This is a genomic window from Ewingella sp. C233 (assembly GCF_055407225.1).
Genome location: NZ_JBUZRI010000003.1, coordinates 271,564 through 285,124, shown reverse-complemented (window position 1 = coordinate 285,124; position 13,561 = coordinate 271,564). Strand labels below are relative to the sequence as shown.

The 13,561-nt window shown below is 55.7% G+C and carries 13 protein-coding genes; 4 read left to right on the top strand and 9 right to left on the bottom strand.

The window, feature by feature from the left end; genetic code table 11:
- Window positions 1-118: 118 nt before the first annotated feature.
- The 4 genes from metC to ACZRKO_RS16540 all read right to left on the bottom strand — a co-directional run bounded on the left by metC (window position 119) and on the right by ACZRKO_RS16540 (window position 4,341).
- Window positions 119-1,336 carry a cystathionine beta-lyase gene (metC, locus tag ACZRKO_RS16555; RefSeq protein WP_463738343.1) on the bottom strand — a complete coding sequence of 406 codons (1,218 nt, stop codon included), beginning with the start codon at window positions 1,334-1,336 and terminating at the stop codon, window positions 119-121.
- Between the two features lie 139 nt (window positions 1,337-1,475).
- Complete coding sequence (locus ACZRKO_RS16550) at window positions 1,476-2,768, bottom strand: TRAP transporter large permease (RefSeq protein ID WP_463738342.1); 1,293 nt, start codon at window positions 2,766-2,768, stop codon at window positions 1,476-1,478.
- A 25-nt stretch (window positions 2,769-2,793) separates the two neighbouring features.
- A complete protein-coding gene (locus ACZRKO_RS16545; RefSeq protein WP_463738341.1) occupies window positions 2,794-3,306 on the bottom strand; it encodes a TRAP transporter small permease in 513 nt (170 codons plus the stop codon).
- Between the two features lie 57 nt (window positions 3,307-3,363).
- Window positions 3,364-4,341 carry a TRAP transporter substrate-binding protein gene (locus ACZRKO_RS16540; protein ID WP_463738340.1) on the bottom strand — a complete coding sequence of 326 codons (978 nt, stop codon included), beginning with the start codon at window positions 4,339-4,341 and terminating at the stop codon, window positions 3,364-3,366.
- Between the two features lie 477 nt (window positions 4,342-4,818).
- Between ACZRKO_RS16540 and exbB the strand changes: the two genes are divergently transcribed.
- Both exbB and exbD read left to right on the top strand, forming a co-directional pair.
- Window positions 4,819-5,745, top strand: a complete 927-nt coding sequence (gene exbB, locus ACZRKO_RS16535; protein WP_463738522.1) for a tol-pal system-associated acyl-CoA thioesterase — start codon at window positions 4,819-4,821, stop codon at window positions 5,743-5,745.
- A 6-nt stretch (window positions 5,746-5,751) separates the two neighbouring features.
- Complete coding sequence (exbD, locus tag ACZRKO_RS16530; protein ID WP_463738339.1) at window positions 5,752-6,183, top strand: TonB system transport protein ExbD; 432 nt, start codon at window positions 5,752-5,754, stop codon at window positions 6,181-6,183.
- A gap of 197 nt (window positions 6,184-6,380) precedes the next feature.
- On the opposite strand, the gene ACZRKO_RS16525 is transcribed toward exbD, so the two are convergent.
- Window positions 6,381-7,199: a shikimate 5-dehydrogenase gene (locus ACZRKO_RS16525; RefSeq protein WP_463738338.1), complete on the bottom strand. Its 819-nt coding sequence runs from the start codon at window positions 7,197-7,199 to the stop codon at window positions 6,381-6,383.
- A gap of 121 nt (window positions 7,200-7,320) precedes the next feature.
- On the opposite strand from ACZRKO_RS16525, the gene alkB reads away from it, so the two are divergent.
- Both alkB and ACZRKO_RS16515 read left to right on the top strand, forming a co-directional pair.
- Complete coding sequence (alkB, locus tag ACZRKO_RS16520) at window positions 7,321-7,983, top strand: DNA oxidative demethylase AlkB (protein ID WP_463738337.1); 663 nt, start codon at window positions 7,321-7,323, stop codon at window positions 7,981-7,983.
- An 88-nt stretch (window positions 7,984-8,071) separates the two neighbouring features.
- Complete coding sequence (locus ACZRKO_RS16515) at window positions 8,072-8,560, top strand: cold-shock protein (protein ID WP_463738521.1); 489 nt, start codon at window positions 8,072-8,074, stop codon at window positions 8,558-8,560.
- A gap of 80 nt (window positions 8,561-8,640) precedes the next feature.
- Here ACZRKO_RS16515 and ACZRKO_RS16510 read toward each other — a convergent pair whose 3' ends face one another.
- From ACZRKO_RS16510 to ACZRKO_RS16495, 4 genes are read right to left on the bottom strand one after another with little or no spacing between them, the layout of a single operon-like run.
- Window positions 8,641-9,606 (bottom strand): Csu type fimbrial protein, encoded by a 966-nt coding sequence (locus ACZRKO_RS16510; protein ID WP_463738336.1) that lies wholly within the window; start codon window positions 9,604-9,606, stop codon window positions 8,641-8,643.
- Window positions 9,603-12,182, bottom strand: a complete 2,580-nt coding sequence (locus tag ACZRKO_RS16505) for a fimbria/pilus outer membrane usher protein (protein WP_463738335.1) — start codon at window positions 12,180-12,182, stop codon at window positions 9,603-9,605. Before ACZRKO_RS16505 ends, ACZRKO_RS16510 begins: the two co-directional genes overlap by 4 nt.
- 18 nt (window positions 12,183-12,200) lie before the next feature.
- A complete protein-coding gene (locus tag ACZRKO_RS16500) occupies window positions 12,201-12,998 on the bottom strand; it encodes a fimbrial biogenesis chaperone (RefSeq protein ID WP_463738334.1) in 798 nt (265 codons plus the stop codon).
- Window positions 12,999-13,016: 18 nt separating this feature from the next.
- Window positions 13,017-13,550: a Csu type fimbrial protein gene (locus ACZRKO_RS16495; RefSeq protein ID WP_463738520.1), complete on the bottom strand. Its 534-nt coding sequence runs from the start codon at window positions 13,548-13,550 to the stop codon at window positions 13,017-13,019.
- Between the last annotated feature and the right edge of the window lie 11 nt (window positions 13,551-13,561).

Genomic DNA, 13,561 nt, shown 5'->3' with positions numbered 1-13,561 from the left:
TTTGTTATAAGAACCCGGTTGTCTATGCAACAAGGCTATATTTTATACTGACCGATTATGGACACTCTTCTGACGAAATATCGACAGAGACTGCGCCGATCTGCGCCGTCCGTCGCAATCATTGCGGGTTTGCTGCAATTCTGCCGAAAGCCGCGTCCAGATCCGCAATCAGATCCTCACAATGCTCCAGCCCGATATGCAGCCGCACCAGCGTCCCCGTAAAATCGACGGTCTCGGCCGGGCGGATAGCCTGGATCTCCTCCGGCTGGTTTGCCAGCACCAATGACTCAAAGCCACCCCACGAATATGCCATGCTGAAATGTTCGAAATGGTCGAGATATTCCGCCATCTGCGCGGAAGTCAGCCGCTGTTTGAGCACGAAAGAGAACAGCCCGCAGCTGCCGGTGAAATCACGTTTCCAGAATTCATGGCCTTTGCTGCCGGGTAACGCCGGGTGATTGACCACGGCGACTTCCGGACGAGCTTCGAGCCACTGTGCAACGCGGACGCTGCTCTCCTCATGCTGGCGCAGGCGGATACCCAACGTACGCAGGCCGCGGCTGGCGACGTAGGCGGTATCGGCATCGACCATCTGGCCCATCAGATAAGAGTGTTCGCGCAACTGCTCCCAGCAGCGTTCGTTACTGACGGCGGTGCCGATCATCGCGTCGGAATGGCCGATGATATATTTGGTGCCAGCCTGAATCGAAATATCGATATCGAAATCCAGCGCTTTAAACAGGATCCCTGCCGCCCAGGTGTTGTCGATCATGATAACGACATCAGGAGCAACGGCTCGCACCGAATGCACCATAGCGGGCAGGTCCGGCATCTCCATGGTGATGGAGCCCGGCGCTTCGAGGAACACCACCTTGGTGTTGGGTTGCATCAGTGAACCGAGATCTTCGCCAATGGAAGCCGGGAAATAGGTGGTGCTGACCCCAAGCTTGCGCAGCACTTTTTCGGCGAAATCCTGCGTCGGCTCATAGGCTGAACCGGCCACCAGAATGTGATCGCCTGCTGAGACAAATGACAGGATCGCATTGCTGACTGCCGCCGCTCCGCACGGATAAAGGGCACACCCTGCGCCGCCCTCCAGTTCGACCATCGCCTCCTGGAAAGAGAAATGCGTCAGCGTGCCGCGACGGCCATAAAACAGTTCGCCATTGGCGCGGTTTTTAGTGGCGTGTTTTTTCTCTGCGACGCTGTTAAATACCAGCGACGAAGCCCGCTGGATCACGGCGTTTACCGAGCCCAGGGTGAATTTCTTGTCACGTCCGGCGCTGACAAGCCGGGTTTCAATATGCGTTGAGGCGTGTGTTTTTTTTGCAGCCATGATGTCCGTTTCACCCTGTTAATGATTTTTGCACCCGCGCCTTGCGGCACGGGTTTTTTCTTTAACTTAACATGATGATTCGGGCCGAAGCAGGTTTTGGCGCGTGGATGAGAAAATTTCAGGCTCTTTCCCCTGCGGTCTACCCCGTATACACCCCAAACAGTTTGGGCAGGGTGAGGGAAATCGCCGGGATATAGGTAACCAGCATCAACACGGCAAACAGGACGCAGTAGAAGGGCAACATGGCTTTCACCACTTTCTCAATGCTCTGTTTGCTGACTGCGCTGGCGACAAACAGTACGGATCCGACCGGCGGCGTGATTAATCCGATCCCCAGATTCACCAGCATGATCATGCCGAAATGCACGGGATCAATGCCGAGGGATAGGATGACCGGCAGCAGCACCGGCGTAAGGATCAAAATGATCGGTGCCATGTCCATCAGCGTACCGATGATCAGCAGCATGATATTGATCCACATAAGAATGACGTATTTGTTATCGGAGATGCTGGTGAAAAACTCGGTGATGCGCATCGGCAGCTGCATATAGGTCATTACCGCGCCAAAGCTCGCAGCGAAGCCAATCAGGATCATTACGATGCTGACGGTTTTCACCGTGCGGAACATCAGTTTTGGCAGCTCTGACCATTTGTAGTCGCGGTAGATAAACATGGTGACGAAGAATGACCACAGGCAGGCGATAGCCGCCGATTCGGTGGCGGTGAAGATACCGCTGAGAATGCCACCCATGATGATCACAACCGTCATCAGCCCCCACAGGGTATCGACGAAGATTTTCAGCGCCTGCTTAAACGGTACGCGCTCGCCTTTCGGATAGCCGCGCTTATGGGCGAACACCACGCACATCACCATTAATGTCAGGCTGAGCAGCAGGCCGGGCAGGATCCCGGCGATAAACAGCGCCGCGATGGATACGGTACCGCCGGTCGCCAGCGAGTAGATCACCGAGTTGTGGCTGGGCGGCGTCAAAATGGCCTGCACCGAACCGCTGGCGGTCACGGCGGCGGCGAAGTCGCGCGGATAACCCTTTTTCTCCATCTCAGGGATCATCACGGAGCCGATAGACGCGGTATCCGCGACCGACGAGCCGGAAATAGCACCGAAAAAGGTAGAGGCTACGATGTTCACCAGCGACAAACCGCCGCGGATAAAACCGACGAAGATATAAGCAAAACTCACCAGCCGCCGGGCGATCCCTCCTTCAGCCATAATGGCACCGGCCAGAATAAAGAACGGGATCGCCAGCAGTGAAAACTTGTTTACGCCATTGGTCAGTTGGATCATCAGCGCTTCCAGCGGCAGATCGATCCACAGTGCGCCAGCCACGGCGCTCAGGCCAACGGCGTACGCCACCGGCACGCCGATAGCAAGCATCACTCCCAGCGTTAACAGCAAAATTAAGGCATCCATTACGTATGCTCCAGAAAAGGGGCCGTCAGGCGTCTGAATTACCCAGCCGGACCACCGGGCGGTGGGCCTGCGGGCCTGCAAGGATTTGCTCGAGGATAAACAGCACGGTCAGCGCCGAACCCAGAGGCAGCGGCAGATAGGTTTGCCCGGCAGTCAGCAGCGGGAATTCCGCCACCGGTTGTTGCCACAGTTCGCTACACAACAACAGGCTGTACCAGAAGATAAACAGGCTGATGGCCAGCATCATCAGGTCGGCGAGCAGGGCGGAGAATTTTTTCAGCGCAGGTGGCAGGCGGTCTGTGACCATCGCGACCATGATGTGTGAACCTGAACGGTAGGCCACGGCGGCGCCAATAAAGGTAAAAGCCACCATGCACATGATAGCCACCGGCTCCGGCCAGGAGAGGGCACTGTTCATGACGTAACGGGCGAAGATCCCGACAGGGATCACCGCCACCATCAGCAGTAGGGCGATCCCCGCCAGCCACATGGCGAAAAGATAAAGTATGTCCATCAGACGTTGATAAACGTGCAGCATGAAACCCCCGAAAGTGCGCGAAAAGTCAGGCAGCCGTAAAGGCCGCCTGACATCAGGTTATTGAACGTCGGCAATTTGCTGCATCAGGTCTTCATGACCTTTACCGAACTCATCGCGTACCGGTTGGGTGGCTTTGAAATAGACTTCGCGGTCAATCTCGTAAAACTTCACGCCGCCCGCTTTCATGGTGGCAAGAGAGGTATCGTTGTAGGTTTTCCACAGCTCACGCTGCTCGTCCTGTGCCTCTTTCGCCAGTTTCAGCATCAGTTGCTGATCGTCTTTTGACAGCTTGTCCCATTTCACTTTTGAATAGAGGAACAGCTCAGGGATGATGAAGTGGCGGCTGTAGGTGTAGTTTTTCACCACCGGCAGGTAGTTATGGGCGACGAAGGTTGGCGGGTTGTTTTCCGTGCCATCAATGACGCCGGTTTGCATTCCGCTGAACACTTCACTGACGCCCATTGCCACCGGATTGGCTCCCATGGCTTTAAGCGTCGCCAGCGCAATCGGGCTGCCCTGTACGCGGATTTTCATTCCTTTTAAATCGTCCGGTTTCACCACGGGCTGTTTGGTGATCAGGTTGCGGGTACCGCCGTCCATCCAGCCGAGGAAGACCAGACGGGATTTCGGATCATGGGTGATCTTGTCGCCAATCTCCTTGCCAATACTGCCGTCGAGCACCTTATGCATATGGTCTTCGTCACGAAAGACGTAGGGCAGGGTGAAGACGTTGATCTCTGGCAGAATTGACGCTACCGGCGTCATCGACACGCGGATGATATCCAGCGCACCGATCTGCGCCTGCTCTATCTCCTGCTTTTCATCCCCCAGTACGCCGCCGGGGAAGGTTTTTATCTCCAGCCTGCCGTCAGTTTGTTGTTTCAGTTTTTCACCCATGTGCTGCACGGCCACCACGTTCGGGTAACCCTGCGGATGAACATCGGCGGCTTTTATGGTCTGCGCCAGCAGGCTGTGGCTGAACAGAAGGGTCGCGGAACTCAGGCAAAGGCTGAGAAGTGCTTGCTGCATTTTCATCAGTTTGTCTCCAGGGTACGTCGTTGTTAAGGAAAACAGTCATTAAAGAAAATAGAAAAACAGGGGAAATGAGTGACATGGTCAAAGGCTGCCGGTGTCCGGTCTGTGCCTTCCTCAGCAACATACCCGATCAGGAGTGCGGGTTATTTGCGCATTATCACAAACTGTAAACAGTTTTGAAATGATATTACTTAATATTTAAAACATTGTTTTAATGTTACTAATGGCTGTCAGATGATTGATTTGCGTGTCATTTTTTTCTAAAAATGTGAACTGTGTAGGGTTGTGGGATTTGCATGTAAAACGGAAAAAGCTTGTTTCCGGTCAATGACAGGGGCGATGGCAGCAGGGATAATGTAAATAATAATGAGAACCACTATCAATTCGAGCTTTTTGTTTGATATGATTTGGCGCTATTAAACCCCCGTACACATTGATTCTGGCTGGAGGCGACGCGTGAAAACGGCTCGCAATAAGATGAAAGAGATGGCGTCAATTTTGATGTCATTAGTTTTGGTGGCAGGTCTCGGCGGCAACGCAATCGCGGCTCCGTCTTCGCCAGCAGCTGAAGCTGTTACGCAAACCGCTCAACCCGCAGCCAGCACCAACGACACTCCAGCGGCAGTGACGCCGGTCAGTACTTCTGCTGCGCCTGTTGAAGAAACCGCAGCCTTACCGGTGATCCCTAAAGATCTCTCCGTCCTCGGTATGTACCACCACGCTGACGTGGTGGTGAAAACCGTAATGATTGGCCTGCTGCTGGCCTCCGTCGTTACCTGGACATTGCTGTTTAGCAAAGGGGCCGAAGTGTGGAGCGGCAAACGTCGCCTGCGCCGTGAGTTCGCCGCGCTGGAAACTGTCCGCACGCTTGACGAAGCCACCGAGCAGGCCGAAAGCTTTGACGCCAACAGCATCAGCAGTCAGATGCTGCGTGATGCACGCAATGAACTCGAATTGTCAGCCGGTTCTACCGACAACGGTGGTATCAAAGATCGTACCGGTTTCCGCCTGGAGCGCCGCGTCAGTGCCGCCGGTCGCCATATGGGCCGTGGCAATGGTATTCTCGCCACCATCGGTGCTATCTCTCCGTTCGTCGGTTTGTTCGGCACGGTCTGGGGCATCATGAACAGCTTCATCGGTATTGCGCAGACACAAACGACTAACCTGGCCGTTGTCGCACCGGGTATCGCCGAAGCGTTGCTGGCGACCGCCGTGGGCCTGGTTGCTGCGATCCCGGCGGTTGTTATTTACAACATCTTCGCCCGTACCATCGCCTCTTACCGCCATCAGGTGGGTGATGTGGCAGCGCAAATTTTACTGTTACAGGGGCGTGATCTGGATTTAGCTGCCAGCGCAGGTGAAACGCCGCGTCCGCAGGCAGACCGCCAGCTGCGTGTAGGGTAATCAATCATGGCCATACGTTTAAACGACGATCTCGACGAAAGCGGTGAAATGCATGACATCAACGTCACCCCTTTTATCGACGTGATGCTGGTGTTGCTGATCATCTTCATGGTGGCCGCGCCGCTGGCGACCGTTGATGTGCGGGTAGACTTACCCGCTTCGACCGCCAAACCGCAGCCGCGCCCGGAGAAACCAGTGTTCCTGACGGTGAAAGCCGACAAGCAACTCTATCTGGGCGACAGCGTCGTTAACCGCGATGACCTGACCTCACAGCTTGACCAGCGCACGCAGGGCAACAAGCAGAGCACCATTTTCTTCCAGGCAGACAAGTCGGTCGATTATGAAACGCTGATGAGTGTGATGGATACCCTGCGTAAAGCGGGTTATCTGAAAGTCGGATTAGTCGGTGCAGAACAAACCGGCGCGGCTTCTCAGTAAATACTCGTCATACTTCAAGCTGCAGATACGTTGGTGCGCTTGTTCGCCCTGGTCACATAGTTATCTATGCTCTGGTGGACTCACAAACTTGCCGTCTTCCTGCAACTCGAATTATTGGGGGTATTGTTTCATCGGATTCTAATAAAAACGGCCCGCGATGAAAATCCGGGCCGTTTTTATTGGCGTCACGTTGCGTATCAGGCGCTCGCGTGGGCGGCCGCTTGCGTGATCAGTTCATCCGAAGGGCGCTGGCCCGTATACAACACGAACTGTTCAACCGCCTGCAGTGCTGCCACTTCATAGCCGGTGATCACTTGTTTGTTCTGTTTGATGCCATAGCGAATCAGCGGGGTTTCTCCCGCAGATGCCACAACGTCAAACACGACGGAGGCACGGTCAATGACCGCCGGTTCGAAAGCCAGTGTCTCCGCTTCCGCGCCACCGGCCATACCGATAGGGGTAACGTTCACCAGCATATCCACGGCTAAATCGCCCACTTCACTTCTCCACTCGTAGCCGTATTCCGCGGCCAGCGCACGCCCTGTTTGCTCATTACGGGCAATGATATAACCCTTTTTGAAGCCAGCATCACGAATGGCAGCGACCACGGCTTTACCCATACCGCCGCTGCCGCGAAGGGCGAATACAGACTCACGCGGCACCTGATACTGGTCCAGCAGTTTTGCCACGGCTATGTAGTCGGTGTTATAGGCCCGCAGTACGCCATCGTCGTTCACGATGGTGTTGACCGACTGGATGGCGGTGGCGGAAGGGTCGAGCTCATCGAGGAACGGAATGCAGACCTCTTTGAACGGCATCGAGACCGCGCAGCCGCGGATACCCAACGCGCGCACACCTTTCACGGCCGCTTCGATATCTTTGGTGGAGAAGGCTTTGTAGATGAAATTCAGATCCAACGCCTGATACAAATAGTTGTGGAAACGGGTGCCGAAGTTGCCGGGACGCCCCGACAGTGACATACACAGTTGGGTGTCTTTGTTGATTTCGCGGCTCATGATGCCTCCTTGATAAAAACTCAGTTGAATGCGCTGAGCAAACCTTAGCTGAAAGGCTTGTCACGCCGCTACCCTTAATTGTGCTGTTATACTTAAAGGATAACGCCTTCAGGAGGTGGACATGAATTTGGATCTTTTCGATCACCCTGACTTTCATCCTCACTGGCGTGAGGAGCTGGCTCCCGGTGCGGTGGTGCTGCGCGGCGGGGCGCTGAAAGATGACTCGGCGCTGCTGGCGGAGATTGACCGTATCGCCGGTCTGGTGCCGTTCCAGTACCGCGCTACGCCGGGCGGTTATGCAATGTCGGTTGCCATGACCAACTGCGGGGATGTCGGCTGGGTGACGGACCGTCAGGGGTATCGCTATCAGGCCACCTCGCCTGAAAATCAACAGCCGTGGCCCGCAATGCCTGCGCTGTTTTACGCCCTCGCGACAGACGCTGCCGAACAGGCCGGTTTTGCCGGTTTTCAGCCGGATGCGTGCCTGATTAACCGCTACCAACCGGGGGCAAAAATGTCGCTGCATCAGGACAAAGACGAGCACGATTTCGGCGCGCCGATTGTCTCGGTTTCGCTCGGGCTTGCGGCGGTATTCCAGTTTGGCGGCATGGAACGCAGTGATGCTACCCAGCGGGTCACGCTTACCCATGGCGATATCGTGGTGTGGGGCGGCCCGTCGCGGCTGCGCTATCACGGTATTTTGCCACTCAAAGCGGGCGAACATCCGCTGACGGGACAGTACCGTTTCAATCTGACGTTCAGAAAGGCGGGCAGTCTGACCTGATCTGCGGTAAAGCACAGGACTTTGGGCGCGAACTGCTTTAAACTGCGCGCTGCAAAATTTGACATGTTGAACGATTAATTAGGTGGTAATAGCGATGAACGGGACAATCACAACCTGGTTTGAAGATAAAGGTTTCGGTTTTATCAAAGATGAAAACGGCGATAACCGTTATTTCCACGTGATTAAAGTCGCCAACCCAGAGCTTATCAAGAAAGACGCCGTGGTGACTTTCGAGCCGACCACCAACAATAAAGGCCTGTCGGCGTTTGCCGTAAAAGTCGAGCCAGAGAGCCGCTACATTTTCATTGCCGGTGAGCGCATCAAAATCACCAGCATCAAGTCTTTCCTCGCTTACAGCGAAGAAGTGCCTGCGGAATCTCAGATCAACAAAGAGAATGCCGTGCTGTCGGTTGGCTTGCTGATGAACCGCATCCGTCCGAAGGAAGAAGAAGAGAAGCAAGCGGAGACGCGCACGCTGAAAAAGCTGGCGGTCACGACCTTCCAAAACACCACGTTCATCTTCTCCGAAGATGAGATTGATGTTGATGACACGATGAAGATCCTCAAAGCGCTGTAATTTGCGCGTCTACCCCGGTGCGACAGTTTTCGCTGACTGCGCCGCACCGGTCGGTTTTCCCTCCTGACTTAGCCTCCTGATCAATACGTCACAGTCACCAGCACCGTATCGCTGTAGATTCCGGCTGGTGGATTGGCCTGACTGGCGTTGACCGTCGCGGTGTAACCAATCAATTGTGATGCGCCGCTCCCCGTCATCGATGTGTCGTTCGACACCGTCCACAGCGACGCATCTCCCTTAAAAATCTGATATTGCAAATAACTGGTCACACTATTATTGGTGGAAGACATCTGCCGGAACTGCCCGCTGCTGTCATTACTACTCTTCAGGTTAACGCCGTAAGTGGCGCCGAGAGTGCAGCGAATGCTTAGCGAGTTTGAGGTCACGGACGCAAAACCGCTCGGAAAGGCGGCTGAGCCAAAATTGACGTCTGGCGCGCTGTCGATATAACAAAAGTTGCTTACCGTCAGGCTGACGGCAATCACGGTCGTTGCTGTTCCGTCGGTGTACACACACAGACCCAGCGCACCGACAAAGCAAATATGGTAGGTCCAGTTAATCGTAATGTTATCGGTATAAAGACCGGCCTTCAGGTTGGCTCCCGCTGTCGTTTTCAGGTACAGCGGCAAACTGCCGTCGCTGGAGTTGAACAGGCCGAGCAGGCCGAGCAATGTGGTCGAAGTCCAGGTGGTGGTGGCCCCGACGTTGACCGGCGTGCCGCAGCCGCTGTCTTTACAGATGATATAAGGCAGATATTCACTGTTGGTGGCATTAAACATCTGCGCCGTCGTGCCGGAGGCGTTAGACGTAGAGGCAATCTTTGCGGTGATAGTGTTGGTAGCAGCTAAGGTCAGTAAGCCGCCGGTGCAGGTAAAGCCACTGGTGGCAGTGACCTGCTGGGGCGTACTGGCGACGACAAACGACGTCACCGACCCAAAACTTCCGGTCCCTGAAGTACTGGTACAGGCCGCCTGTGCGCCCTGTATCCCCGCCCAAAACAGCCACAGAGCGATCAATCCGCGTAATACCATGTTTAACAGTCTCATTTCCTCTCTCCTGACGCCGCGTGCGGCTGACAAACCAGCGGACCGACCTGCTCAATGCTGTGATGAGTGCTGTTCAGGTCAAAGCCAATCCGGCATACCGAATTGTCCTCCTGACGGATACTCAACATGTTGTGAGGTTGCAGATTGGTGAAGTACACCAGCCCGTCGTAGCCCGCGACCGTGGTTTGCTGGCTGTTCTGTTCAGTGACCAGCGTGCCGAGTTTCAGCGGCTGGCCGTGGATATCGTTGAGCCGGATGCTGGCGGAGAGCACTTTTTTGACCGGGAAATCCACCACTATGCCGCTCCCTTCGCGTACGGACACGCTCTCCGACACCCGGTTTGCCACAACGTCGGCGGGCAGCGGCAGGGTGTCGATGTCCACTTTGGCCGGATAATAAGAGCTGACGTTGGCGATCAGCAGATGGCCGTTTTTATCGGTTTTGCCGAGTTTCTGATTCTCATACATGACAGGCACCCCGGCGTAGTTGCCGGTATCGACCACGATGAAGGCATCGTTAATCTTGTCCGACAGGAAAAAGTCATTCGCCATGAACACCACTGATCCGCTGAGATCGGCCCAGTTGGTGTACTCGCCGGTCTGCCCGTAAACCCCGCCCTGAATCGTGGTGTAACGCGATTTCCAGGTGGCATCGGCCTGCTGATATGGGTCACTGCCGCCGGTGTAAGCCAGATTCCAGCCCAGCCCGCCGTCGGTTGGCGTGGTTTTGCTGGCACTAATCTGCTCCTGATAATTTCCGGCGCTGTTGCGTTGTACGCCGGCGTTGACGCTGACGCCTCCGTCCAGCGGAATGATGAATTGCAGCTGCGCGCTATAGCCATTTTCGCTGAGCGTCTTATTGAGCGATAAAAACATACTGCTCTGGCCCCACAACGAACGGCTGTAAGAGAGATTCACCAGCCGGGTATGGCTCTGGTCATAGGCTTCGACATCGTAATAGCCGATGCCGACGGTGCCGTTTGAGGTACCAAAAGGCGAGGTGCTGAAGGTCACCTGATCGGCTCGCCGGCTGAGGCGGGTGTCGCTGGTATAGGAGGTTAAATCCTGATAGCCCGGCGTGCGTGACGAACGCAGCGCCGAAAGGCTGAAACGGTTGGAATAATAGGAGTAACCCACCGTGTACTGGCTGCCATTTTTGTCCTGAGTATCGCTGTCGTTGTCCGGTTGATGGCCATTCTGATTGTTGTTATCAGGCAGACCGCTGGTCGGGTTATTGGGGAAATTATTGATGTTGTTATTATTGTTGCCATTGGTATCAAACTCGCCGCTGGTCATCGGCGCATGGTTGGCCTGGCTCTGGCTGCCCGACACGCTGAAAGTGCCCCAGTGACCGACGGCGATATCCGCGCCGATACCGCCGAGCGCCATCCCCTGCGTCGCCTCGCCGTGGCTGGAAAGCGTCAGGTAATGGGTGATGCCGTAGCGGTAAATGCCGCTGAACGCTGCGTCAGAGTAGTCGGCACTGTTGACGCCATAATTTTGCCGCACCGCGCCGAGCGACAGGTCAAAGTCGGTCAGGCCTTGTCGCAGCAGGGTGTTGGAGACGTAAAACGGCACGCTGGTGGAAACCTGCCGCCCGAGGGCGTCGGTAGTGACCACCGTTGCCTCACCGGCACCGTTGATGTAAGGCACATTGGTGAGAGTGAACGGCCCGGAATTCAGGTTATTGCTGCTGGCCTTATAGCCGTTGAGGAACAGATCCACTGTGGTCGGCACTGCCGCCGTGCCGCTGTATTGCAGCAACGGGTAGGTCACCAGATCAGGGCGCACGCCGAAATTACGGCTGATGCGTAAACCGCCCATGCGCGCCGAATTGCTCCAGGTCAGGGAGTTACTGACAAAATCCCCCATCTGATAGCTGACCAGATTTTTTTCATCGGTGTAGCGCCAGAAAGTGTCATAGCGGATATAGCCGTCCTGCGAGGTACTGTCGCCATCACCCGGTGTACTCTCCATATTGTATCGCCAGGTGCCGGTGTTGGTCAGAATCCCAACGCTGCTGAACAGGCGTTGTTCCATCCAGGTCGCGAGTGAACGCTGCCCGTCGTGCGGGTCAGAATAGTAAGAGTCATAGTTGAACAACAGGCCGGTGCTGCTCTGCGCCGGGGTATACCCCAGCAGATTATCACTGCTGACATTCTGTTTTGGCAGCCAGTCATCCGGCACCTGTAAGATCAACTGCTGGGTGGCGGCGACATAGTCAGCCTTGACCTGCGGCAAGGTGGCGATGTTAACCAGCCCTTGCTGCTGGCCGTTGAGGTGCACATGATTTTTCGCCAGCACCCCGGCTTCGACCCAGTAGGCATTATTGCGATACACCACTGGCACGACCTGATTATCACTCTGGCCGTTCACGACAATCGACAAATACAAGGTCGCGTCGGTCACCACCGGTGCGGCACGTGGTGCATCCGGCAGTGCGCCATACTCCGCGCCCTGCGTAAGCCACGGCACCGCCAGCAGGCTCAGACTTCCCGCATAAATCAGCCCCTGATATCCCCTGGCGCGGGTTCGAAGAAGAATGCGCCTCCTCGGGGTACAACGTCGGGTTTGCATGCGCTGCGGCTCCTGCCTTTATTCGCCGCGGGGGATCACAATCGGTTGAGTGTTATCAGCAATTTGCGCATTGAGCTGGCTGCCCGGCAGCACACCAGCCGGAACCGGCCAACGCATCTCCTGTCCCGGCAGGACATAACCCATAAAGCCCGTAATCATTGTCTTCACGCCTTTTTTGGTATCACCGGTATTGGACCAGAACACGTTGCTCAGGCGGGCGTGCACCACGCCGGAATTACGCACTCTCAGGAAGGACTTACCGCCCGCGCTGTCGATGCTCCAGTGCAGGACTGGTTTGGTGGCCGTTGTGCTATCGCGTTTAATGTCGGTGCGATCGCTGGTCCAGACTCCCTCGCCATCGAGAAACAGCGGCAGCAGATAACGCATCTGCAACTGCAGGCCGACCACGGCTTTATCCTGCCCTTGAGGCGGCGCAGTCAGCGGTGAAGGGATCTCATCGATGATGATGCGGAAGGCTTTTTCCGTGTGAGCGGGCACCGGCGTATTGCGGATCAGGCGGATTAACTGACGCTGGCCGGGGAGTACGGTGGCGAACGGCGGGCTGGCGACCACGTCGTTCTGGTCAGCATAGCGTTCGTTAAAATCCTGTTGCTTCCAGGCCAGTACCCGCACCTGCAAGGACACCGGCGCAGCCCCGCGGTTTTCCAGCCAGAGGGCCGAACCGTTCTGGTCTGACTCGATAATCTGGTACACCGGCCAGACCAGCACCGAACTGGCGGCCCAGCCCGGCACAGCGCTGAATAACAGACCGAGGAAAAGCAGACGTAAAACCGTGCGCATAAAAGTCTGATACATAGTTCATATCCTGATGATTCAATAAGTTAATGTGACAGTGACCGTGTCGGTATAGGTTCCCGCTGACGGTAAAGAGGTCACTGCAAATAAGCGTGCATAAACCGGATAGGTCTGTGTGGTGGCCGGAAAACTGCTGACCATCATCGCCAGCGCGCCGTTTCCCCATACTTTGCTGCGCGCTGAATCCTGATAAAGCTGATAGGCCAGCGTCTGCGTAGCCGCCGTGGTGTTAACCATGTAGCGCTGCGTGGCGCTGCCGCCGTGTGTGCCGTAATCCATAGAGATCGTCGGCGTTGCGCCGGGGGTGCAGGTCACCACAACGCTGCCCGCGCCGGTAGTGCTGACCATGTCGAGATTGCTCGGGACAGAGGCTATCGAGCCAAAATTGATCGTGCCGAGATTGGTGGTCGGGCTGGTGACTGAGCTGCCAAAAGCGCAGCCGTTGACGATGGTGGCGCTGACGGTGAAATTCGCGGTGGTAGTCCCCGCGTTAACTGCGGAGCAGAACAGCAGCGGCAGGGTAAGAAGAGTTATCAGGCACCGCTCAGGCATCATGTCTCTCC